Origin of the sequence: Streptococcus sanguinis (assembly GCF_050225395.1) — a bacterium.
Taxonomy (GTDB): Bacteria; Bacillota; Bacilli; order Lactobacillales; family Streptococcaceae; genus Streptococcus.
Genome location: NZ_CP071431.1, coordinates 2,088,836 through 2,112,256, shown reverse-complemented (window position 1 = coordinate 2,112,256; position 23,421 = coordinate 2,088,836). Strand labels below are relative to the sequence as shown.

The window sequence follows — 23,421 nt, the reverse complement described above, 5'->3', positions numbered from 1 at the left end:
AGGTCCAATTTATGGAATTCATGCTTGATACCTTAAATTTAGAGGAGATAAAAAAATGGTCGGAAGTCCTCCCCTTGGCGGGAGTGACTTCTAATCCGACCATCGCAAAAAAAGAAGGGAAAATAGATTTCTTCGAACGGATTCGCGCTGTTCGGGAAATCATAGGAGAAGGTCCATCTATCCATGTGCAGGTTGTTGCCAAGGATTATGAGGGAATCTTGAAAGATGCTACTGAAATTCGAAAAAAATGCGACGATGCTGTCTACATTAAAGTTCCGGTCACACCGGCTGGGCTGGCAGCTATCAAAACTCTTAAACCAGAAGGTTACAAGATTACAGCGACAGCCATTTATACAACCTTTCAAGGGCTATTAGCTATTGAAGCGGGGGCTGATTACCTTGCTCCTTACTATAACCGCATGGAAAATCTCAATATTGATTCAGATGCTGTCATCAGCCAGTTGGCTCAGGCGATTGAGCGGGATCATTCCGCCAGCAAAATATTGGCAGCTTCCTTTAAGAATGTTGGACAAATCAATCGTGCTTTTGCTGATGGGGCCCAAGCCATTACAGCAGGACCAGATATCTTTGCAGCAGCCTTTGCCATGCCGTCTATCTCTAAGGCAGTGGATGACTTTGCTGCTGACTGGTCAGCAATTCACAATCAGGAATACATTTAAAAGGCATATTTAATGCTCTATTTATGAATAAATGAAAGAGGTGTTCTATGAGAATTTTTGCAAGTCCGTCTCGTTATATTCAGGGAGAAAACGCTCTGTTTGAAAATGCAAAACAGATTCTTCAATTAGGAAGCCATCCAGTCTTGCTTTGTGATGATGTGGTTTACCAGATTGTTGGGGAAAAATTCAATGACTACCTTACTCGTTATGGTTTTCATGTGCTGCATGTCGCTTTTAACGGAGAAGCTTCAGATGCTGAAATTGATCGGGTCGTTGCTCTGGCTGAAAAAGACGGAGCAGACTTGGTTATTGGTCTAGGCGGTGGAAAAACGATTGACAGTGCGAAGGCGATTGCAGACATACTAGGTCGTCCCGTAGTCATTGCGCCAACCATTGCCTCTACGGATGCCCCAACTTCAGCACTTTCTGTTATCTATACAGAAGATGGCGCCTTTGAAAAATACATTTTCTATAGTAAAAACCCAGAACTTGTCTTGGTGGATACGAAAGTGATTGCTGGAGCGCCAAAACGGCTTTTGGCTTCTGGGATTGCAGATGGTTTAGCGACTTGGGTAGAAGCGCGTGCTGTCCAGCAGAAAAATGGCACTACCATGTTGGGACAAAGACAGAGTCTAGCTGGTGTGGCAATTGCGAAGAAGTGTGAAGAAACACTGTTTTCAGATGGCCTGCAGGCTATTGCAGCTTGCGAAGCAAAAGTTGTAACTCCAGCTCTGGAAAATATCATTGAAGCCAATACCCTTCTCAGCGGCGTCGGCTTTGAGAGCGGAGGTTTAGCAGCAGCCCATGCTATCCACAACGGCTTTACAGCTCTCACAGGCGATATTCATCACCTGACCCACGGCGAAAAAGTTGCCTATGGAACCTTGACCCAGCTCTTCTTAGAAAACAGACCTAAAGAAGAATTGGAAAAATATATTCGCTTCTATCAAAAGATTGGTATGCCGACAACTCTGAAAGAAATGCATTTGGAAAATGCCAGCTATGAAGATTTGCTCAAAGTTGGTCAGCAAGCGACGATTGAGGGCGAAACCATTCATCAGATGCCATTTGAGATTTCAGCTTCTGACATTGCAGGTGCCATCCTAGCAGTCGACCAATATGTCAGGGATTTGGATAAATAAAAGTAAGATACAAAACAAGCTACCTTTCAACTGTAGGACTGACAGGGTGGCTTGTTTTTTGGTGGAGAGATCCTTTGGCTGATGTGTCTGGCAGTCATGAAATTCCGTCTTTCAAAATCCCTTGAAAATGGTATAATAGAAACAGTACAAAAAATGGAGAAAAGAATGGCTTATTATAATCACAAAGAAATCGAACCCAAGTGGCAGAAATATTGGGCAGAGCACCATACATTTAAGACAGGTACGGACAAGGACAAGCCTAACTTTTATGCGCTGGACATGTTTCCTTATCCATCAGGAGCGGGACTCCATGTAGGGCATCCGGAGGGCTACACGGCGACAGATATCCTCAGCCGCTATAAGCGGGCTCAGGGCTATAATGTCCTGCATCCTATGGGCTGGGATGCCTTTGGTCTGCCGGCTGAGCAATATGCCATGGATACAGGCAATGACCCAGCTGACTTTACAGCGGAAAACATTGCCAACTTTAAGCGTCAAATCAACGCTCTTGGCTTCTCCTATGACTGGGACCGAGAAATCAATACAACTGACCCTAATTACTACAAGTGGACCCAGTGGATTTTCACAAAGCTTTACGAAAAAGGCCTAGCTTATGAAGCAGAAGTGCCAGTAAACTGGGTTGAAGAACTGGGAACGGCTATTGCCAATGAGGAAGTTCTGCCAGATGGCACATCTGAGCGCGGTGGCTATCCAGTTGTCCGCAAGCCTATGCGTCAGTGGATGCTGAAAATCACAGCCTATGCAGAACGTTTGCTCAATGACTTGGAGGAGCTGGATTGGCCTGAGTCTATCAAGGATATGCAGCGCAACTGGATCGGCAAGTCAACCGGTGCCAATGTAACCTTCAAGATTAAGGACACAGACAAGGACTTCACCGTCTTTACGACTCGTCCGGACACCCTTTTTGGAGCGACCTATGCTGTTTTGGCTCCAGAGCATGCTCTCGTTGATGCCATTACAAGTGCCGAGCAAGCCCAAGCAGTAGCAGACTACAAACACGCAGCCAGCCTCAAATCCGACCTCGCTCGTACTGATTTGGCTAAGGATAAGACTGGTGTCTGGACAGGAGCTTATGCCATTAATCCTGTCAATGGCAAGGAAATCCCCATCTGGATTGCCGACTATGTGCTTGCAAGCTACGGAACAGGAGCCATCATGGCTGTTCCTGCCCACGACGAGCGCGACTGGGAGTTTGCTAAGCAGTTTAACCTGGAGATTATTCCTGTTCTAGAGGGTGGCAATGTTGCTGACGCTGCTTACACAGAAGACGGTCCGCATATTAACTCTGGCTTCTTAGATGGCTTGGACAAGGCTGCCGCTATTGAAAAGATGGTTGCTTGGCTGGAAGCGGAAGGTGTCGGAAATGAAAAAGTCACCTATCGCCTGCGCGACTGGCTCTTTAGTCGTCAACGCTACTGGGGTGAGCCGATTCCAATCATTCATTGGGAAGATGGGACTTCAACAGCTGTCCCTGAAAATGAACTGCCGCTAGTCTTGCCTGTAACCAAGGATATCCGTCCTTCTGGTACCGGTGAAAGCCCTCTGGCCAATCTGACTGACTGGCTGGAAGTTACTCGGGAAGATGGTGTCAAAGGACGCCGTGAAACCAACACTATGCCTCAATGGGCTGGTTCCAGCTGGTATTACCTGCGTTACATTGACCCACACAACAATGAGAAATTAGCAGACGAAGAGCTGCTCAAGGCTTGGCTGCCAGTTGATATTTATATCGGTGGCGCAGAGCACGCTGTGCTCCATCTTCTCTACGCTCGCTTCTGGCACAAATTCCTCTATGATCTTGGAGTGGTTCCGACCAAAGAGCCTTTCCAAAAACTCTTTAACCAAGGGATGATTCTGGGGACTAGCTACCGTGATCACCGTGGAGCACTTGTGGCGACTGACAAGGTGGAAAAACGTGATGGTTCATTCTTCAACATCGAAACGGGAGAAGAGCTGGAGCAGGCGCCTGCTAAGATGTCTAAGTCTCTGAAGAATGTAGTAAATCCAGATGATGTAGTGGAGCAATACGGTGCCGATACGCTTCGTGTGTATGAAATGTTCATGGGACCGCTGGATGCATCTATCGCTTGGAGCGAGGAAGGTCTGGAAGGCAGTCGCAAGTTCCTGGATCGGGTTTATCGTCTCCTTAACTCTAAGGAGCTGGTCTCTGAAAATAGCGGAGCTTTGGACAAGGTCTACCATGAAACAGTCAAGTCTGTCACAGAGCAGATTGAGGAGCTCAAGTTTAACACAGCCATTGCCCAGCTCATGATTTTTGTCAATGCAGCCAACAAGGAAGAAAAGCTCTATGTCGAATATGCCAAAGGCTTTATCCAATTGCTGGCACCTTTTGCACCGCACTTGGCTGAAGAACTCTGGCAGGCAGTCGCTCAAACTGGCGAGAGCATTTCCTATGTAGCTTGGCCAACTTATGACGAAAGCAAACTGGTCGAAGCAGAGGTCGAAATCGTAGTTCAAATCAAGGGTAAAGTTCGTGCTAAGCTAGTCGTAGCTAAGGACTTGAGCCGTGAGGAACTGCAGGAAATCGCTCTGGCAGATGAAAAAATCAAGTCCGAAATCGCTGGCAAAGAAATCGTCAAAGTGATTAGTGTGCCGAATAAACTGGTTAATATCGTGGTGAAATAATTAGTTTGTTACAGCATTATAGTGATGATAAAGAAAGGAGTCGTTTAAAACGGCTCTTTTTTCAATGCCTTTCTTTCTCTTAAATAGTAGAACTTTTCTCATTTTTCGATTTTCTCTTGTATTAGTTCTAGGTTTTATTTATAATCATTATAAATAAAAGGAAAGAGAAAATTTAAATAGTGGAAGAACATAAAATTGATACGAACTTTAGTGGTCGGCTGAATATCTTGCGGGCTGGTGTTTTAGGAGCTAATGATGGTATTATTTCCATTGCAGGTGTGGTTATCGGGGTAGCTAGTGCGACGGACGATGTCTGGATTATCTTTCTGTCTGGTTTGGCGGCAGTCTTTGCGGGCGCCTTTTCTATGGCTGGCGGAGAGTATGTATCAGTTTCTACTCAAAAGGATACAGAGGAAGCTGCTGTTGCCAGAGAGCGGGAGCTTTTAGAGAAAAATCCGGATATCGCTAGGCAGTCTCTCTATGCTGCCTATGTTCAAAATGGCGAGTGTGAGACTTCTGCTCAACTCATGACCAACCGAGCTTTTCTCCAAGATCCGTTGGAGGCTTTGGTACAGGAAAAATATGGAATCGAGATTGAGGAGTTCACTAATCCCTGGCATGCTGCCGTATCAAGCTTTTTAGCCTTTGCTGTTGGTGCACTTTTTCCTATGATTACCATTATCCTGCTTCCTGCCAGCGTCCGTATCTGGGCAACCGTTCTAATCGTGGCCTTGGCCCTTTTGGGAACAGGTTACACCAGCGCTAGATTGGGCAAAGCACCGCTCAAAAATGCTATGCTTCGAAATCTTGTGATCGGTCTTCTAACCATGGCGGTCACTTATGCAGTAGGACAGGCTTTTGCGATTTAGTAATGAGAAGAGTTAAAGTCAGTAGTTTTACTGGCTTTTTGAGTTGTCAAATCTAGAGAAAAATCCAGCTTTAACTATTGTCTGAATGAGTTCAGAGCCCTTCTTCCCATTCTCTAATTCCAAAGTTCGAGAGAAAGAAGTGCGTGGCACTTCTTTTTTGTGAAAATTTTCCTTATATCAAGAAAACTTTTGGAAAATATGATATAATAGTTGCGTATAAAATATGAAAAGGAGTTTTTGTAACATGGCAAAACTTACTGTTAAAGACGTTGATTTGAAAGGTAAAAAAGTCCTCGTTCGGGTAGACTTTAACGTACCATTGAAAGACGGAGTGATTACGAATGACAACCGTATCACTGCTGCACTTCCAACTATTAAATACATCATTGAGCAAGGCGGTCGCGCAATTCTCTTCTCTCACCTTGGACGTGTCAAAGAAGAAGCGGACAAAGAAGGTAAATCACTTGCACCAGTAGCTGCAGACTTGGCTGCTAAACTGGGTCAAGATGTTGTTTTCCCAGGTGTTACTCGTGGTGCTGAATTGGAAGCAGCTATTAATGCTCTTGAAGATGGACAAGTTCTTTTGGTCGAAAACACTCGTTTTGAAGATGTTGACGGCAAGAAAGAATCTAAAAACGATCCTGAACTTGGTAAATACTGGGCATCTCTTGGAGATGGTATCTTTGTAAATGATGCATTTGGTACAGCTCACCGTGCACACGCATCTAACGTCGGTATCTCTGCAAACGTTGAAAAAGCTGTTGCTGGCTTCCTTCTTGAAAATGAAATTGCCTACATCCAAGAAGCAGTTGAAACTCCAGAACGTCCATTCGTAGCTATTCTTGGTGGTTCAAAAGTATCTGACAAGATCGGTGTTATCGAAAACTTGCTTGAAAAAGCTGATAAAGTCCTTATCGGTGGTGGTATGACTTACACATTCTACAAAGCACAAGGTATCGAAATCGGTAACTCACTTGTAGAAGAAGATAAATTGGATGTTGCGAAAGCTCTTCTTGAAAAAGCAAACGGAAAATTGATCTTGCCAGTTGACTCTAAAGAAGCAAACGCATTTGCTGACTACACTGAAGTGAAAGACACTGAAGGTGAAGCAGTGGATCCAGGCTTCCTTGGTTTGGATATCGGTCCTAAATCTATCGCTAAATTTGATGAAGCCTTGACTGGTGCGAAAACTGTTGTCTGGAATGGCCCTATGGGTGTATTTGAAAACCCAGACTTCCAAGCTGGCACAATCGGTGTTATGGACGCTATCGTGAAGCAACCTGGCGTAAAATCAATCATCGGTGGTGGTGACTCAGCTGCCGCAGCCATCAACCTTGGCCGTGCAGACAAGTTCTCATGGATTTCTACTGGTGGTGGTGCATCAATGGAACTCCTTGAAGGTAAGGTATTACCAGGACTTGCAGCACTGACTGAGAAATAAGCAGTAAGCTTAGAAACTTTGATTTTGTAGATAACAAGTACAAAACTGTAATAAGGAAAGACTAGCGTAAGCTGGTCTTTTTCTTGTATTCTCATTGTCCAGCTGTAGGGAAAAGTCCTACAATAAAAAATACGTTTTTCCTTGGATGTCTAAATCTGCATAAAGGTAAATAAAACGAGCATAAAATGCTTGCAAAACTGAGAAAAACTTGTTAGGATTAAGATATATATATTTATTCTGATGCTTAAAGAGGGTCAAAATGAGAAAGAAACTTCTGATTGGTGGTTTCCATTACTTTTTGATTTTCTGAGGGCATTAGAAAACTGCAGACTGTAAAAGTTAGCAGAGGGAGGAGAAAAATGAAGAAAAAAGAAGTTTTTGGTTTTCGGAAAAACAAGGCTGTTAAAACTTTATGCGGTGCTGTTCTAGGTGCGGCTTTTTTAACGTCAACGATACAAGCAAGAGCAGATGAAGTAGTATCTGATACCAATGGTCCTGTCAATACTGAAATGGTGGGCACTGGAATGCAGCGACCAATCTACCTCAAGCTCAAGGACCAGCCAGTCAGGCATCTAAAGAGAGTCAGGCGCGAGAAGGTCAGGCAGATGGCGGTGTGACAGTGACTGTTCCAACAGCTGGTTTAGATGAAAGCGTTAAAAAGGCTCAAGAAGCTGGACTGACAGTGGTCAAAGACCCAGCTGTTGACAAAGGAGTCGCTCAGACTGCTCAAGAAACTGCAGACAAAAAAGCGGAGATTGCAGCAGATTATGAAGCGCAAGTAACCGAGATTGACGCCAAGGTCAAGGAGTACAAAGAAAAAGTATCAACCTACGAGGCGGAAGTAGCTCGGATTACAGCAGAAAACAAAGCGATAACGGAGCAATACGCTAAAGATTTGGCTGCTCATCAAGCAGAAGTAGCTCGGATCACAGCAGAAAATGCTCAGTTGAAAGCAGATTATGAAGCTGCCCTAAGTAAATACAAAACAGATTTAGCAACGATTCAAAAGACCAACGCAGATAATGCGGCTGCTTACCAAGCTGCAAAAGCGGCCTATGATGCAGAATTAGCCCGTGTTCAAAAACTGAATGCAGAAACAAAGGCTAATTATGATACGGCTCTGGCGGCTTATGCTAGTGAGCTGGACCGTGTTCAAAAGGCGAATGCGGCAGCTAAGGCCCGGTATGAAAAAGCTTTGGCTGACACTGAAGCTGCTAATGCTAAGATTGCTGCTGATAATGAAGCTATTAAACAGAGGAATGCGGCTGCAAAAGCGGCCTACGAGGCAGCACTTGCCCAATATCAAACAGATTTAGCAACTGTCCGAAAAACCAATGCTGATAATGAAGCGGCATATCAAGCGGCTCAGGCAAATTATCAGGCAGAATTAGCCCGTATCCAAAAGGAAAATCAAGATAAAAAAGCTCAATATGAAGCAGATTTAGCAGCTTATGAATCTAAAAAGACTCAAATTGAAGCTGAAAATGCAGCAGCTCAAAAAGAATATGAGCAAAAGCTAGCAGAGAATCAAGCTAAGAATGCCACTATAGCAGCTGAAAATGAAGAAATCAAGAAGCGTAATGCTCAAGCCCAAGCAAACTATCAAGCTCAGTTGGCCCAGTATAATGCTGATTTGGCTGTCTATAACACAAAATTAGCCAAGTATCAGCAAGATAAGGCTAAATATGATGCTGAACAGGCCAAGATTAAGGCTGGTCTGGCTCTCGCAGAAACAAAGAAGACTGAAGACGGGCATTTGAGCCGTCCAATTGCGCAAAGTCTGGTTTTCAAATCAGAACCTAATGCTGATCTGTCACTGACTACAAATGGTGAGTTCGTCAGCTATGCTGGCATGGAAGCCGCTGTAAAGAACACTGCAGAGTTTTCTAAGAAACTCTTCCAGTTGGACAACTTCAAAGTAACAGATATTCAAAATGCTAACTATCAGACCAATCAGCAGGAAAGCTTTGGTACGGTTGGTAAGTATGCAGACTATAGTTCTAACGTAACAAGTGGTAAAGGGCCAACTGAATGGTCTTCTGTCTTGTTGCGTCGCGGTGAGTCTGCTACAGCAACCTATACAAATCTCCAGGGGACTTATTATCGAGGGAAAAAAGTTTCTAAAATTGTCTATACTTATACCCTTGATCCAAGCTCTCAATTCCGCAATGATAAGGCCTGGTTAGGTATTTTTAAAGACCCGACAATGGGAGTTTTTGCTTCAGCTTATACAGGAAATTTTGAAGATGCAACCTCTCTCTTTGTGAAGACGGAATTTGTCTTTTATGATGATAAAGGCCAACCTATTAATTTTGATCAGGCTTTGATGTCCGTGGCTTCCCTCAACCGTGAAGCTAATTCTATCGAAATGGCCAAAGATTATACCGGAACTTTCAACAAGATTTCGGGTTCATCTATTGGTGAAAAGAACGGTCAAATCTATGCGACCGAGTCTGAAAACTTCCGAGAAGGAGAGGGCGGTTCTCGTTTTACAATGTATACACGCCGCGGTGTGCCTGGCTGGGATACTACAGATGCTCCGAATTCATGGTATGGAGCAGGGGCGGTAGAAATTTCTGGCACTACCAACAGCATGACGATTGGAACAATTTCGTCTTCTGAAGTGTTAGGCCAGCCAGCAGCAACTGATCCACGTAGGGCTGACAAACTAGCTCCTAAGAAACCAAATATTTGGTTTGCGATTAATGGTGATATCCGAGCGACTGATCTGCCAATCATCACAGTAGAAGAACCGGAAGCGCCCGTAGCTCCTACAGCTCCTGCAGTGCCAAGTGAAGAAGCGCTTAAGCCTTTGGATCCAGCTCCAACTGCACCAACACCGAAGGCTCTTCCAACACCTCCGGCAGCACCGACTTATGAAAAAGAACCGACGCCACCGACGCGTACACCGGATACCCCAGAGCCTAGTAAGCCTTCTGAGCCAAGCTATGAAGTAGAAAAAGCTGTCCGGCCAGCAGTGGTAGAACCGACCTATGAAAAGGAGCCAACACCTCCGGCAGCACCGACTTATGAGAAGGAGCCGGCAGCGCCAACTCCTACACCAGATACACCGGAGCCTAATAAGCCGGTAGAACCAACTTATAGCCCGCTGCCAACCTTACCAGCAGAGCCTGTTTATCAAAAAGAGCCAGCAGCGCCCGTAGCTCCGACTGTGCATTATCATTATCATCTCTTGCAATCTCAACCGCAGATTAATAAAGAGATTCAAAATGACCAAGGCACCAATATTGATAAGACTCTGGTGGCTAAGCAGTCCGTCGTTCAGTTTGCTCTAAAGACAGAAGCTCTTCCAGCTGGACGCAGTGAGACGACTTCATTTGTCATTACTGATCCGTTGCCAAGTGGTTATGAAGTTGACTTAGCAGCAACAAAAGCTGCTAGCGCAGGTTTTGACGTCAGCTATGACAAGGCTAGTCACGCAGTGACATTCAAGGCAACTGCAGCAACGCTAGCTGCTTATAACGCTGATAGGACCAAAGAAGTTGCTACGCTCTTTCCGACAGTGGTTGGCCGAGTGCTCAACGATGGCGCAACCTATACTAATAATTTCACCCTGACAGTCAATGATGCCTATGGTGTCCGCTCAAACGTAGTACGCGTGACTACACCAGGCAAGCCTGATGATTCAGACAATCCAAGCAATAATTACATCAAACCAACCAAGGTCAATAAAAACAAGGCAGGATTGGTGATTGATGGTAAGGAAGTCTTGGCTGGTTCGACCAATTACTACGAGCTGACTTGGGATTTGGATCAGTATAAGGGTGACAAGTCATCTAAGAGCACGATTCAAAAAGGTTTCTACTATGTAGATGACTATCCGGAAGAAGCACTTGAACTTCGTCCGGAATTAGTCAAGCTAGTAGATGCAGATGGCAAGGCTGTGGCAGGTGTGACAGTGACCCACTACGAGAGCCTTGAAACAGCACCTGCAGCAGTTCGAGACCTCCTTCAAAAGGTGAATATCACTGTTAAAGGTTCTTTCCAACTCTTTGCAGCAGACGATGCCCAAGCCTTTTATGACCAATATGTCGTAACAGGTAAGTCTTTGACGATAACAAGCCCTATGGCAGTCAAAGAAGGAATGGGTCGCACAGGCGGTAAATTCGAGAACCGGGCTTATCAAATTGACTTTGGAAATGGTTATGCGACAGACTTAGTCGTCAACAATGTTCCTAAAATCAGTCCTGAAAAAGATATTACATTGAGTCTTGATCCAACAAATGCAGAAAACTTGGATGGCAAGGAACTGACTTTGGGACGGCATTTTAACTATCGTCTCATCGGAGGCTTGATCCCTGCTAACCACTCTGAAGTTTTGACAGACTATAGCTTTGTGGATGATTATGACCAACGAGGAGATGAGTACACGGGTGCTTACAAAACCTTTGCCAAAGTAGACATCACGCTCAAAGATGGTAAGGTGATAAAGGCTGGTACAGACTTGACTGAGTATACAGTTGCGAATATTGATTCTGAGAAAGGCTTGATTTCTATTCGGTTCAAGGAAGAATTTTTAGAGACTATTTCTCTGGATTCAGCTTTTCAGGCTGAAACCTATCTACAGATGAAGCGGATTGCTGCGGGTACTTTTGAAAATACCTACATCAATACCGTCAATCGTGTGGTCTATGCTTCAAATACAGTTACAACAGTCACTCCTAAGGCACAGCATCTGCTTGTTTCAGATGTAAACGATCCAAGAAGAGCTAATCAAACTCCAGCAGCTAAAAAGATTCCTGTTTCTCTTCTGCCAGAAACGGGAGCAAAAGATACAGTCTATCTGCCATATCTAGGTTTAGCAGCCATTATGGGTGCTTTAGGTCTAGGAAAATTGAGACGTAAAGAAGACTGATAATAGATGAGGCTAGGGAATCCCTAGCCTTTTTATCTTTAAAAATACTGGAAAATCTCATGTAGCAAAAGTCTAAATCATTTGTAACATGACAAAAATATAACTCTAAAAAAACTGACATGTAAATGAGGTATGATTTTTTTATCATCAAATTATACGGAGAAAAACATTTATGAAAAAAGCATTTGCTAAAGCAACTCTTGGTTTAACTTCTACAGCTTTTTTGGCGACAATCGGCGCTCAAGCTGTCAATGCAGATTCTTATGTTGTCCAGCATGGGGACTCTTTTTTTGCCATTGCTAGCGCCAATGGAATGAATCCTTACGAACTTGCTGCCAATAATGGAAAGACAATTTTTGATACGATTAACCCAGGAGATGTGTTGCAAGTAAATGGCACTGCTGTGGCTCAGACATACAATCCTTACAGCGCTCCAGCTTATGAAGCGACAAGTGATGCTGCTTTGGTATCTGATACTGAAGATGTTGTCTTAAATACGCCAACTGACTATGGCAATTCTTACCCAATCGGCCAATGTACATGGGGTGTGAAAGAAATGGCGCCTTGGGCAAGTAACTGGTGGGGCAATGCTAATACTTGGGCAATTAATGCTGGTGCTCAGGGTTATGCAACAGGAAATGTTCCAGTACCAGGTGCTATTGCAGTTTGGGATGGCGGTGAATATGGACATGTTGCTTATGTGACAGATGTTCAAAGTGATAGCTCTATCCAAGTCTTGGAAGCCAACTACAATCGCCAAAAGCAGATCAACAACTATCGTGGCTACTTTAACCCGAATGAATTTATGGGTGGAGTTACCTACATTTATCCAAACTAAAGAAAATAAAATGCGGCTGGGACAGATAATGTCTCAGCTTTTAAATAGTCGATAGCTCTTGATGCGGTAGCTGATAGGGCTTTTTCTTTGTGTGGGAAAAGTCCTGAGCAGAAAGAGTTTTTTTGAGACGAAATATGTTAAAATGAAGAGAGGGAGGATTTCCTGGAAGGAGACTAATGAGTTATTTCAATAAGTACAAGTTTGATAAATCGAAATTTCGTCTGGGCATGCGTACCTTTAAAACCGGTCTGGCTGTCTTCATCATCCTATTGCTCTTTGGGCTTTTTGGTTGGAAAGGCCTGCAAATCGGTGCTTTGACGGCAGTCTTTAGTCTTCGGGAGGATTTTGATAAGAGTGTCCACTTCGGGACATCGCGAATCTTAGGAAACAGCATCGGTGGTTTTTACGCTCTGCTATTTTTCATTGCCAATAGTGTCTTTAAGGAGCAGTATTGGGTCACCCTCCTTTTGGTACCGGTCTGTACTATGCTGACAATCATGACCAATGTTGCTATGAACAACAAGGCGGGAGTCATTGGCGGAGTATCTGCTATGCTGATTATTACCCTGTCTATTCGGCCGGAAGATACCATCTTGTATGTCTTTGCCAGAATCTTTGAAACCTTTATGGGAGTCTTTGTTGCAATTCTGGTAAATTCTGATATAGATCGGCTGCGAACCATCTTTGAAAAGAAAAAATAAAATCCGTGTAAGAAAATCTGACATTATTTCTTGACATAAGATTTATTTCGTCCTATAATAGTGCGTAGAGAGGAATTTGAATGAAGGAAAAAGAGTTTCGCCGAAACATGGCAGTCTTTCCCATCGGCAGTGTTATGAAACTGACGGACCTATCTGCCCGTCAGATCCGTTATTATGAAGACCAGAATCTGATTACCCCTGCTCGGAATGAGGGCAACCGTCGGATGTATTCTTTGAATGATATGGACCGCCTTTTAGAAATTAAAGATTATATTTCGGAAGGTTATAATATCGCTGCAATTAAGAGGAAATATGCTGAGCGTGAAGCCAAGTCCCACAAGACCATTAGTGAAAAAGATGTCCGCCGTGCTTTGCATCATGACATCTTGCAGCAAGGCCGTTTTGCTTCTTCTCTGCCAACCTTTGGTCAGATGCGTCGACCATAGCTATTTTGTTTGAATTACAAGGAGAAATTTAATGTCTATTACAGCAGCTGATATCCGTCGCGAAGTAAAAGAGAAAAATGTCACCTTTATTCGTCTTATGTTCTCTGATATTTTAGGAACTATGAAGAATGTAGAAATTCCTGCCACGGATGAACAGCTTGACAAAGTCTTATCCAATAAAGCCATGTTTGATGGTTCTTCCATTGAAGGTTTTGTCCGTATCAATGAATCAGATATGTATCTTTATCCTGATCTGGATACTTGGACAGTCTTTCCCTGGGGAGATGAAAATGGCAGTGTAGCGGGTCTGATTTGTGATGTTTATACGACAGATCATGTACCGTTCCTAGGGGATCCTCGCAGCAACCTCAAGCGCGCCCTCAAGCATATGGAAGAGCTGGGCTTCAAATCCTTTAACCTCGGACCAGAGCCAGAGTTTTTCCTCTTTAAGCTGGATGAAAATGGGGACCCGACGCTGGAAGTAAATGACAAGGGTGGTTATTTTGACTTGGCGCCGACAGACTTGGCAGATAATACTCGTCGGGAAATCGTCAATGTCCTGACCAAGATGGGCTTTGAAGTAGAAGCTAGTCACCATGAGGTAGCGGTCGGCCAGCACGAGATTGACTTTAAGTATGACGAAGTGCTTCGTGCTTGTGATAAGATTCAGATTTTCAAGCTGGTTGTCAAGACCATTGCTCGTAAGCATGGTCTGTATGCAACCTTTATGGCTAAGCCTAAGTTTGGCATTGCGGGATCTGGTATGCACTGTAACATGTCTCTCTTTGATCAAGACGGAAATAATGCCTTCTTCGATCCAGAAGATCCAAAGGGTATGCAGCTGTCAGAAACAGCCTACCATTTCTTGGGTGGATTGATTAACCATGCCTATAACTATACAGCTATCATGAACCCAACGGTTAACTCATACAAACGTCTGGTTCCTGGCTATGAAGCACCAGTTTATATCGCTTGGGCAGGACGCAATCGTTCACCGTTGGTGCGCGTGCCGGCTTCTCGTGGTATGGGTACTCGCTTGGAGTTGCGCTCCGTTGATCCGATGGCCAATCCATATATTGCTATGGCTGTTCTCTTGGAAGTTGGCCTGCATGGTGTTGAGAATAAAATCGAAGCTCCAGCACCAATCGAAGAAAACATCTATATCATGACTCCAGAGGAGCGTAAGGAAGCAGGAATTACAGACCTGCCATCAACTCTTCACAATGCCTTGAAGGCCTTAACAGAGGATGAAGTCGTTAAAGCAGCACTTGGCGAGCATATCTATACGAGCTTTTTAGAAGCCAAGCGCATCGAGTGGGCTAGCTATGCAACCTTTGTCTCCCAATGGGAAGTAGATAATTATCTAGATTTATACTAAGCATAGAGCAGGAGGATTGGTATATCCCCTGCTTTTTCGTGGAGGAGGAGAAAGATGGAAAAATTTCATGATTTTATAAAGCGGGTTTTTGATGAGCAATATGAGGCTAGTTTTGGTTCAGGTATGCTTAAAAAACTTGAACCTCAAGATTATTATCTAAGGCGGGAGGAAGATGGCCGGTTGATTGCCTTGCTCCATGCCCAACAGGTGCTGGGAAACATTCATATCAAGGCTTTGGTGGTGGATAAAGAACATCAGAAAAAAGGTTTGGGAGCCAGTCTGCTGGCAGAATTAGAAGAAAAGGCTGCAGAAGTTGGAGCTACTAGTATTACCTTGTCCACTAAATCTTATCAGGCCAGAGATTTTTACATCAAGCAAGGCTATGAAATCTATGCCAGTCTAACAGATGTCCCGCAAAAGGGCATTACCAAGTATCATTTTATCAAGCGATTGAGCTGAGCTAGTCTCAATAGATGGAAGTCAATTTGGCTTCTGTTTTTTAATGTTTATTTGCATACATTCAGTATGTATGTTAAAATAAAGTTTAAGAAAAGGAGAACAAATGATTACCAGTTTATATCCGGTTTTAATGAGTGAAGACCTTAATCAAGCGGCACAATTTTTCGTTGACCATTTCCAATTTCAGGAAACCTTCCATTCAGATTGGTATATTAGTTTAAAGAATATCGAGAGTGGTTTTGAGCTTGCTTTTATTGATAGTAAGCATGGGACAGTGCCACAAGCCTACCAGACTAAGGCGAGTGGCCTGATCATCAATATCGAAGTTGACAATGTGGATTGTCTTTATGAAGAATTGCGTCAGCAAGAAGAAATGGAGTTCCTTCTTCCCATTAAGAGTGAAGATTTTGGTCAGCGCCATTTCATTGTGAAAGCGCCGGGTTCTGTTTTGGTTGATGTCATTCAAGTCATTCCACCTAGTGCTGAGTTTGCGGCAAATTATTTGGAGAGTGAAGATGAATAAAAAACAGCAGGCTTCCTTAGAGACAAGCAAGAAAATATTAGCTATCGCCCGGAAACATTTTTCTTTAAAGGGTTTTTCAGAAACTTCCTTGGAAGAAATTGTAGATGAGTTGGGAATGACAAGAGGTGCACTTTATCACCATTTCGGGAATAAGAAGACTTTATTTACCGCCGTACTAGCACAAATTCAGTCCGAACTGGGGGCTTATGTAGAAAAAAACGCCCTGGAAGCACAGGATTCTTGGGAGCAGTTGGTGGAAGGCTGTGTTGCTTTTGTTCGTTTTGCGACCTTGACGGAAAATAAACGTATTCTCCTGCTTGATGGTCCCAATGTCGTTGAGTGGAAAGAGTGGCGTCGTCAGGACGAGGCTAATTCTTTCTTTCATTTGAGAGAGCAATTAGACATTTTATCTAAAGAAGGAAGACTTATCTCTATTGATCTGGATATGGCGGCTCATATGATTTCAGGTGCCTTGAATGAGTTGTCTCTTTTTCTAGCTGAGAAAGAGGAAGAAGCAGAAGTTAGAAAAGCAGTGAGAAGTCTGTTAAGGGGATTTAGAAATTATGGCGAAAAAGGTTAAAGATTATTATGATTTGGTTTATGCGGAGGATTTGGGCCGTCGCTTGCAAACAGTAACAGATAAATTTGATGCTCAGCATTTTATGTCTCTAGTTGAAAGCGAATTAGAGGCTTTGGAATTTACTCAGCGTCAAGAGTTGCTGGCAAGGAGTATCAAAGAATGCTTGCCGCTTTCTTATGCTGATTCTCTGAAGGTTTTTGAGCAGATACTTGGTCCGGAGTTAGAGGGCGGCTTGGGTATGTTCTCAGAAGGGTACTGGTTGTGGCCGATTGGCAAATACGTAGAACTTTACGGAAGTCAGGAATTCGAGCTGAGTGCAGCCTTCAGCAAGGAATTAACCAAGCGATTTACTGGAGAATTTTCCATGCGGCCCTTGCTGGCTAATTATCCTAAAGCTACGATGGATTTACTGCTAGAGTGGAGCCGAGATGAGAATATGCGCGTCCGCAGATTAGCCAGCGAGTGTATGCGTATCCGACTGCCTTGGGCTAAGAAGCAGACTGTGGTCTTAGATTATTTTGATGAGTTTACCGCTATTTTAAGGAATCTAAAGGATGATGCGGATAAATCAATCCAAAAAAGTGTCGCTAATAATCTGAATGATTTATACAAAGAAGATCCTGAAAAGTTTGAGTGTATCATTCAAGCTTGGCAAAAGGAAGAATTGAGTCCGAGTTGCGTTTGGATTATCAAGCATGCTTCGCGAACAAAAAATAAAGCAGAAAAATAAGCTTTGCTAGATTTAGCAAAGCTTATTTTTTAGTTGTCTTCGTCTGGTGTAAGCACCATCGGAATGATAATCGGTTCGCGCTCGGTGCTTTCGTAGAGGAAAGGACGCAAGGCGTTGACGATAGCGCCGCTGACAGATTGGACGCTGGCATCTTTATTCTTGAGTGCAATGCGAATGGCATTGAAGAGGATGCGCTGGCTTTGGCGAATGAGGTCACCTGATTCGCGCATGTAGATAAAGCCACGGCTGAGAATATCTGGACCGGCTAAAATCATCTTGGACTCAAAATCAACCGTCGCGACAGCCAGGACAACGCCGTCCTCTGACAGGTCTTTACGGTCGCGCAGGACTGCAGCTCCGATTTCACCAATGCGGTTCCCATCAACATAAATATCCTGAGCGTTGAAGCTGCCGGCAATACGAGCTGAGTCAGCTGTCAGAGCCAGCACATCACCATTGCTCATGATGAAGATATTGTCTTTTGGTACTCCAGTATCAACGGCTAGACCTGCATGGACTTTTTGCATACGGCATTCACCATGGACTGGCATGAAATATTTAGGCTTGATCAAGCGAAGCATGAGTTTCTGCTCTTGCTGGCCACCGTGTCCAGAGGTGTGGATGTTGTTAATCTTACCGTGAATCACTTCTACACCAGCCTCGGAAATGATGTTAATCAGCTTGTTAACGCTGGTCGTATTACCAGGGATAGGGCTAGATGAGAAGATGACTGTATCTCCTGGCTGCAGCTGAACCTGACGGTGGGTACCATTGGCAATCCGGGACAGGGCTGCCATCGGCTCACCCTGACTTCCGGTACACATAATCAGCACTTCGCCAGCTGGATAGTCCTTGAGTTCATTTGGCTCGATGAAGGTATCTTTGGGAACCTTGATATAGCCCAGCTCAATCCCGTTGACAATAGCCTTTTCCATGGAGCGGCCAAAGACCGCAATCTTACGACCGGTCTTAACAGCAGCATCTGCTGCCTGCTGGAGTCGGAAGATGTTTGAAGCAAAGGAGGCGAAAATAATCCGTCCGTGGATGCCTTCGATAATCTTCATGATAGACTGCCCGACCACTTTTTCGGAATTGGTAAAGGTCGGAACTTCAGCATTGGTCGAGTCAGATAGGAGACAGAGAACGCCTTCTTCGCCCAGAGCGGCCATACGGTGCAGGTCGGCCGGCTCTCCGACTGGTGTAAAGTCAAACTTGAAGTCACCGGTACAGACAATCTTACCTTGCGGCGTATGGATGACAATTCCCAAAGGCTCTGGAATAGAGTGGGTTGTCCGGAAGAAAGTAGCTTTCAGATGCTTGAACTGCAGTTCTGTGTTTTGATTGATTTCATAGAGCTTGGCATCGCGCAATAGACCATGCTCTTCTAGCTTGCCGCGAATGAGAGCAAGAGCCAAAGGACCAGCATAGATAGGAACATTGGCTTGCTTGAGCAAGAAAGGAATACCGCCGATATGGTCCTCGTGCCCGTGGGTGATGAGGACAGCTTTTACGCGGTCAATATTTTCCACGATATAAGAGTAGTCAGGAATGACATAGTCAATTCCTAGCAGGTCGTCTTCTGGGAACTTGATGCCGGCGTCTACGATGATAATTTCATTTTGGTATTCAATCCCGTAGGTGTTTTTACCGATTTCGCCTAACCCACCAATCGCAAAAACGCCAACTTCTTTGGGTTTTAAGGTATATGCCATGGGTTAGAACTCCGTCAATTCAAAAGTGCCTGACTCTTTTTCGTATTCGAGGTGTTTGTCAGACAAGAGCTCGATAAATTCAATATTGTAAGGGGTATTTTCTTCGATGAGCTTACGAGCCTGAATGCGACCTTCCAACTCGCTGTCAGCTTGAATATCCAAATAGAGGGCGCGTGTCTTTTCACGGCGCGGGCTGCGCTCTTTTGTTTCCTGATAAAAAACTTTGTAAATCATAAGATTCCTTTCTGTGATAAGGTCTAAAAAATAAAAGAAGGCAGGCGTTAGCGCATTTCTTCACATGATAAATTAAAAATGATAAATGGAAAGTGAGCGATTGCTGTGACTTCTGATAGGGCTTACTCAAATGAAGAGGCTAAAATGCTGTTTTAGCCTTGTATCTTATGGAAAAGTAAGAGTAATGAAATTGACCTGATGTTTAATTATTATTGTAATTATACCATAGAATGAGCTTAGGAAGCAAGTCGGGACGGTGAATTTCAGAGACGGTTTTTCAGCCAAAGCGGCTTGACAAAAAGAAAAATCAAGCGCTGAACATTTGGTCACTTGATTTTGAGGGCTGCTTATTTGGCGAAATAGCCGTGCTTGCGGTACCAATCTACCACGTCAGCTAAGCTTTCTTCGAGAGGGCGATGCTGTCCGCCTAGCTCGCTCTCGGTTTTGGCAAAGCTAAAATTACTTTTGAGATATTCTTCGGCCATGAGATGAGCGAGCTCATTGGTAACCAAAATTGGTTTTTTGGTGAGCCGGTGGTAGAGCTCACTTGCTTGGGCATAGATTTTGACGAAAAGAGGGGAGATCTTGCGCTTGGGGGCGGGAACGCCAGTGATTTTTTCCAGTATTTGGTACAATTCTGTCATGGTCACTTGCCGTCCAACTGCCAGATAGCGCTCCTTTGAGCGTCCGTATTTCATGGCGCGGAGATGAATATCTGCTACATCTCTAGCATCCACCATATTATAGCTAGCCTTTAAGATACCTGGAAGTTTTTGCTCTACAAAATTGATAATCAGCTGCCCACTGGAGGTCGGACCAAGGTCTCTAGGACCCAACATTACACTCGGCAAGATAAAGCAACCGAAAACATCTGAATGCTTGTCCAAGAAATCACGAACGGCCTCTTCACTCAAAATCTTGCTGCGATAGTAATCAAAAGGAGTATCTTTTGAGCGAGACATGCTTTCATCGATTAGCTGATTGGCCTCACCTTCCAGTACGACACAGGAGGAAGTATGGACAAATTGGCGGATACCAGCCTCGTAAGCAGCTTCTAGGAGGTTATTTGTGCCTATAATATTAGTGTCGTAGAGCTCCTGCCAGTGCTTGCCGCCTTTATAATTATCGCGGAAAAAAGCAGCGGTATGAAAGAGGCTGTCGCAGCCTGCTAGATAGTCACGATAGCTTTCGGGCTCTAAAATATCCCCCTTGACAATCTGGATAGGCAGGTCGGCAAATTGTTTGCGCGCTTTTTCCTCGGAGCGAACGAGAGCGGTCACTTGAATGTTTTCTTTTAGCAGAGCACGCACGAGATTATTTCCTAAAAGACCGGTCGCACCAGTCACAAAAGCGTGGGTCATTGTTCTAGCTGGTTTTTGATTTGTAGGGTTTGGGGTCATCCGTTTTTCCTCCTTTTGCAAATAGATGATATATCATCTATTTAAGATTTTATATTTTTTAACTAAAATTGTCAACAATTTACCTAATCTAGTGTAAAATAGTATAGAAGTGATTTTTGAAAGGAGAGCAGCGTGGTAGCAGAAGGAATTCGATTTGGCTATTTGTTTAGAAGTGCAGAGAGCTTAGCGACGAGAGAATATGGGAAGTTGCTAGAGCCTTTGGGAATTACGCCCAATCAAAGCGAGGTCTTGCTCGTTTTGGGCGAACATGCTCCGCTGTCTCTCAAGGGCTTGGGGGAATCCCTGATTTGTGAGGAAAAAAGCCCTAGTCGCTTGGTGCAGGCTTTGATTAAAAAAGGCTTGGTCAAGAAGGAAATTTCTAGCAAGGACAAGCGCAGTTCTCGCTTGAGCTTGACTGCTGCTGGAGCGGATTTGCTGCCCAAGATTGCTGAGCAAGAAGCGATTTTTGGAAAACACTTGGCGCAGCAAGTGCCTAATTTGGAGGCTTTTAGCCAGATTTTAGAGGAATTTTTGGTAGATAGTTTCTACGAAGACAAATTAAAACGCCGCTCACTTTGGCGGCAAGAGGAAAAATAGAGGATAAGCATGAAGATTGCAGCTTTTGATACGTCAAGTAAGGCGCTGACGCTCGCGATTTTAGAGGACGAGACCTTGCTGGCGCAGATGACTTTAAATATAAAGAAAAACCACAGCATTACCCTGATGCCGGCTATTGATTTTCTGATGAATAGTCTGGACATGAAGCCGACGGATTTGGATCGTATCGTAGTTGCTCAGGGTCCGGGCAGCTACACAGGTCTGAGAATTGCGGTGGCGACAGCCAAGACTCTGGCTCATACCCTCAAGATTGAGCTGGTCGGTGTGTCTAGTCTGCTGGCTTTAGTCCCAGAGCAGGCGGAAGGCTTGGTCATTCCTGTCATGGATGCCCGCCGCAATAATGTCTATGCTGGCTTTTACCAGTCTGGTCAGGCTGTACGGCCAGAAGCTCATCTACCTTTGGCAGAGGTTTTGGAAATAGCTGTCGCTGCTAACCAGCCGGTCACCTTTGTCGGAGAAACGACAGCTTTTGTGGAGCAGATTGAAGCGGCTCTTCCTCAGGCTGCCATTCAGCCGACCTTACCAGACGCAGCAGCTGTTGGTCGTCTCGGTCTAGACCTGCCAGCCCAGTCCATTCATGACTTTGTTCCTAACTACCTCAAACGGGTAGAGGCTGAGGAAAATTGGCTCAAGACCCATCAGGAATCCAGTGATTCTTACATTCAGCGCCTATGATTGAGATGAGAAAATGGAGCGCTAACTCGGATGTGGACGCGGCAGTTCTGGCAGAAGAGCTGGAACAGCTCTTACTTGCTGTCTATGAGGTCAGCCCTTGGACTGTGGGTCAATTGGAAGAGGTCCTGCTCTCGAATGTGAATAGATGTGCGCTGGCAGAAGATGGGAGTCAGCTTGTCGGCTTTTTAGTCTGGCAGGATACAGACTTTGAAGCAGAAGTTCTGCAGATTGCTGTATTGCCTAACTATCAGGGGCAGAAAATCGCGACAGCCTTGTTTGACTTTTTGCCTGCCGACAAGGAAATATTCCTCGAAGTGAGAGAGTCGAACAGGCCAGCTCTGCTATTTTACGAAAAAGAAAAATTTGAAGAAATCGCGCGGCGGAGGTCCTACTACCATGCGCCGGTGGAAGATGCGATTATCATGAAAAGAGAGATCCATGAAAGATAGATATATTTTAGCTTTTGAGACGTCTTGTGACGAGACCAGTGTGGCGGTTCTGAAGAATGAGACGGAGCTTTTGAGCAATGTCATTGCCAGCCAGATTGAGAGCCACAAGCGTTTTGGCGGAGTGGTACCAGAAGTTGCCAGTCGCCACCATGTGGAGGTCATTACGGTTTGCATTGAGGAGGCCTTGGCAGAAGCAGGGATTAGCGAGGAGCAGGTCACAGCGGTGGCCGTCACCTATGGTCCTGGTCTGGTTGGGGCGCTTTTGGTCGGCTTGGCAGCAGCCAAGTCTTTTGCTTGGGCTCATGATATTCCCTTGATTCCGGTCAATCACATGGCTGGACACCTGATGGCAGCACAGAGCGTGGAGCCTTTAGAGTTTCCCTTGCTGGCTCTCTTGGTCAGTGGCGGCCATACCGAGCTGGTCTATGTTAGTCAGGCTGGTGACTATAAGATTGTGGGGGAAACTCGCGATGATGCGGTCGGTGAAGCCTATGATAAGGTCGGTCGAGTCATGGGGCTGACCTATCCAGCAGGCCGGGAGATTGATCAGCTGGCTCATGAGGGACAGGATATTTATGATTTTCCGCGGGCCATGATTAAGGAAGACAATCTGGAATTTTCTTTTTCCGGTCTCAAGTCGGCCTTTATCAACTTGCATCACAATGCCCAGCAAAAAGGAGAGGTCTTGTCTAATCAAGACTTGTCAGCAAGCTTTCAGGCAGCGGTCATGGATATTCTCATGGCCAAGACTAAAAAAGCCCTGGAAAAATATCCAGTCAAGACTCTAGTCGTGGCGGGCGGTGTTGCGGCTAATCAAGGCCTGAGAGAACGCTTGGCAGCTGAGATTCAGGATGTGAAGGTGATTATTCCGCCTCTTCGCCTCTGCGGTGACAATGCTGGTATGATTGCTTATGCTAGTGTCAGTGAATGGAACAAGGAGAATTTTGCCAGTTTGGACCTCAATGCTAAGCCAAGTCTGGCTTTTGAAACCATGGAGTAAAGG

Annotated in this window: 22 protein-coding genes; 19 read left to right on the top strand and 3 right to left on the bottom strand. The window is 44.7% G+C overall.

Annotated elements, in window-relative coordinates; translation table 11 throughout:
• The first annotated feature begins 11 nt into the window (after positions 1 to 11).
• The 15 genes from J1C81_RS10250 to J1C81_RS10180 all read left to right on the top strand — a co-directional run bounded on the left by J1C81_RS10250 (position 12) and on the right by J1C81_RS10180 (position 17,330).
• On the top strand, positions 12 to 680 hold the full coding sequence (locus J1C81_RS10250) for a fructose-6-phosphate aldolase (protein WP_002916099.1): 669 nt from the start codon (positions 12 to 14) through the stop codon (positions 678 to 680).
• A 47-nt stretch (positions 681 to 727) separates the two neighbouring features.
• Positions 728 to 1,822 (top strand): glycerol dehydrogenase, encoded by a 1,095-nt coding sequence (locus J1C81_RS10245; RefSeq protein ID WP_002916098.1) that lies wholly within the window; start codon positions 728 to 730, stop codon positions 1,820 to 1,822.
• Positions 1,823 to 1,987: 165 nt separating this feature from the next.
• Positions 1,988 to 4,489 (top strand): leucine--tRNA ligase, encoded by a 2,502-nt coding sequence (leuS, locus tag J1C81_RS10240; protein WP_032909775.1) that lies wholly within the window; start codon positions 1,988 to 1,990, stop codon positions 4,487 to 4,489.
• Positions 4,490 to 4,668: 179 nt separating this feature from the next.
• A complete protein-coding gene (locus J1C81_RS10235) occupies positions 4,669 to 5,358 on the top strand; it encodes a VIT1/CCC1 transporter family protein (protein ID WP_002916094.1) in 690 nt (229 codons plus the stop codon).
• A 244-nt stretch (positions 5,359 to 5,602) separates the two neighbouring features.
• Complete coding sequence (locus tag J1C81_RS10230; RefSeq protein WP_002910741.1) at positions 5,603 to 6,799, top strand: phosphoglycerate kinase; 1,197 nt, start codon at positions 5,603 to 5,605, stop codon at positions 6,797 to 6,799.
• Between the two features lie 359 nt (positions 6,800 to 7,158).
• Positions 7,159 to 7,416, top strand: coding sequence for a putative cross-wall-targeting lipoprotein signal domain-containing proteiin (locus J1C81_RS10225; protein ID WP_002916091.1), 258 nt, complete (start codon positions 7,159 to 7,161; stop codon positions 7,414 to 7,416).
• Positions 7,413 to 11,675: an antigen I/II family LPXTG-anchored adhesin gene (locus J1C81_RS10220; protein ID WP_002916089.1), complete on the top strand. Its 4,263-nt coding sequence runs from the start codon at positions 7,413 to 7,415 to the stop codon at positions 11,673 to 11,675. The genes J1C81_RS10225 and J1C81_RS10220 overlap by 4 nt, the downstream gene beginning before the upstream one ends.
• Before the next feature lie 172 nt (positions 11,676 to 11,847).
• Complete coding sequence (locus J1C81_RS10215) at positions 11,848 to 12,513, top strand: COG3942 and LysM peptidoglycan-binding domain-containing protein (RefSeq protein ID WP_002916087.1); 666 nt, start codon at positions 11,848 to 11,850, stop codon at positions 12,511 to 12,513.
• 176 nt (positions 12,514 to 12,689) lie between these two features.
• Positions 12,690 to 13,214, top strand: coding sequence for an FUSC family protein (locus J1C81_RS10210; RefSeq protein WP_002896642.1), 525 nt, complete (start codon positions 12,690 to 12,692; stop codon positions 13,212 to 13,214).
• A gap of 80 nt (positions 13,215 to 13,294) precedes the next feature.
• Positions 13,295 to 13,660 carry a MerR family transcriptional regulator gene (locus J1C81_RS10205; protein WP_002898467.1) on the top strand — a complete coding sequence of 122 codons (366 nt, stop codon included), beginning with the start codon at positions 13,295 to 13,297 and terminating at the stop codon, positions 13,658 to 13,660.
• A 31-nt stretch (positions 13,661 to 13,691) separates the two neighbouring features.
• The gene (gene glnA, locus J1C81_RS10200; protein ID WP_002896640.1) at positions 13,692 to 15,038 is read left to right on the top strand and encodes a type I glutamate--ammonia ligase; all 1,347 of its coding nucleotides are present in this window, start codon (positions 13,692 to 13,694) and stop codon (positions 15,036 to 15,038) included.
• 54 nt (positions 15,039 to 15,092) lie between these two features.
• Positions 15,093 to 15,497 (top strand): GNAT family N-acetyltransferase, encoded by a 405-nt coding sequence (locus tag J1C81_RS10195; RefSeq protein ID WP_002916084.1) that lies wholly within the window; start codon positions 15,093 to 15,095, stop codon positions 15,495 to 15,497.
• A 103-nt stretch (positions 15,498 to 15,600) separates the two neighbouring features.
• Complete coding sequence (locus J1C81_RS10190; protein WP_002916082.1) at positions 15,601 to 16,020, top strand: VOC family protein; 420 nt, start codon at positions 15,601 to 15,603, stop codon at positions 16,018 to 16,020.
• Positions 16,013 to 16,600, top strand: a complete 588-nt coding sequence (locus J1C81_RS10185) for a TetR/AcrR family transcriptional regulator (protein WP_002916080.1) — start codon at positions 16,013 to 16,015, stop codon at positions 16,598 to 16,600. The genes J1C81_RS10190 and J1C81_RS10185 overlap by 8 nt, the downstream gene beginning before the upstream one ends.
• Positions 16,584 to 17,330 (top strand): DNA alkylation repair protein, encoded by a 747-nt coding sequence (locus tag J1C81_RS10180; RefSeq protein ID WP_002916078.1) that lies wholly within the window; start codon positions 16,584 to 16,586, stop codon positions 17,328 to 17,330. Before J1C81_RS10185 ends, J1C81_RS10180 begins: the two co-directional genes overlap by 17 nt.
• A 29-nt stretch (positions 17,331 to 17,359) precedes the next feature.
• Here the strand turns inward: J1C81_RS10180 and rnjA are convergent, their stop codons facing one another.
• The 3 genes from rnjA to J1C81_RS10165 form a co-directional block, all read right to left on the bottom strand.
• Entirely contained in the window at positions 17,360 to 19,042 is a 1,683-nt protein-coding gene (gene rnjA / locus J1C81_RS10175) for a ribonuclease J1 (protein ID WP_002916075.1), read from the bottom strand.
• A 3-nt stretch (positions 19,043 to 19,045) separates the two neighbouring features.
• Entirely contained in the window at positions 19,046 to 19,276 is a 231-nt protein-coding gene (locus J1C81_RS10170) for a DNA-dependent RNA polymerase subunit epsilon (protein ID WP_002896634.1), read from the bottom strand.
• A gap of 347 nt (positions 19,277 to 19,623) precedes the next feature.
• A complete protein-coding gene (locus J1C81_RS10165; RefSeq protein ID WP_002903702.1) occupies positions 19,624 to 20,676 on the bottom strand; it encodes an SDR family oxidoreductase in 1,053 nt (350 codons plus the stop codon).
• 132 nt (positions 20,677 to 20,808) lie between these two features.
• Here J1C81_RS10165 and J1C81_RS10160 point away from each other — a divergent pair, with 132 nt between their 5' ends.
• The 4 genes from J1C81_RS10160 to tsaD are packed head-to-tail and all read left to right on the top strand — an operon-like array spanning position 20,809 to position 23,418.
• The gene (locus J1C81_RS10160) at positions 20,809 to 21,273 is read left to right on the top strand and encodes a MarR family winged helix-turn-helix transcriptional regulator (protein WP_000225125.1); all 465 of its coding nucleotides are present in this window, start codon (positions 20,809 to 20,811) and stop codon (positions 21,271 to 21,273) included.
• Positions 21,274 to 21,282: 9 nt separating this feature from the next.
• Entirely contained in the window at positions 21,283 to 21,969 is a 687-nt protein-coding gene (gene tsaB, locus J1C81_RS10155; protein WP_002916074.1) for a tRNA (adenosine(37)-N6)-threonylcarbamoyltransferase complex dimerization subunit type 1 TsaB, read from the top strand.
• On the top strand, positions 21,966 to 22,418 hold the full coding sequence (rimI, locus tag J1C81_RS10150; RefSeq protein WP_002916072.1) for a ribosomal protein S18-alanine N-acetyltransferase: 453 nt from the start codon (positions 21,966 to 21,968) through the stop codon (positions 22,416 to 22,418). Before tsaB ends, rimI begins: the two co-directional genes overlap by 4 nt.
• Entirely contained in the window at positions 22,408 to 23,418 is a 1,011-nt protein-coding gene (tsaD, locus tag J1C81_RS10145; protein ID WP_002916071.1) for a tRNA (adenosine(37)-N6)-threonylcarbamoyltransferase complex transferase subunit TsaD, read from the top strand. Before rimI ends, tsaD begins: the two co-directional genes overlap by 11 nt.
• The last annotated feature ends 3 nt before the right edge of the window (positions 23,419 to 23,421 follow it).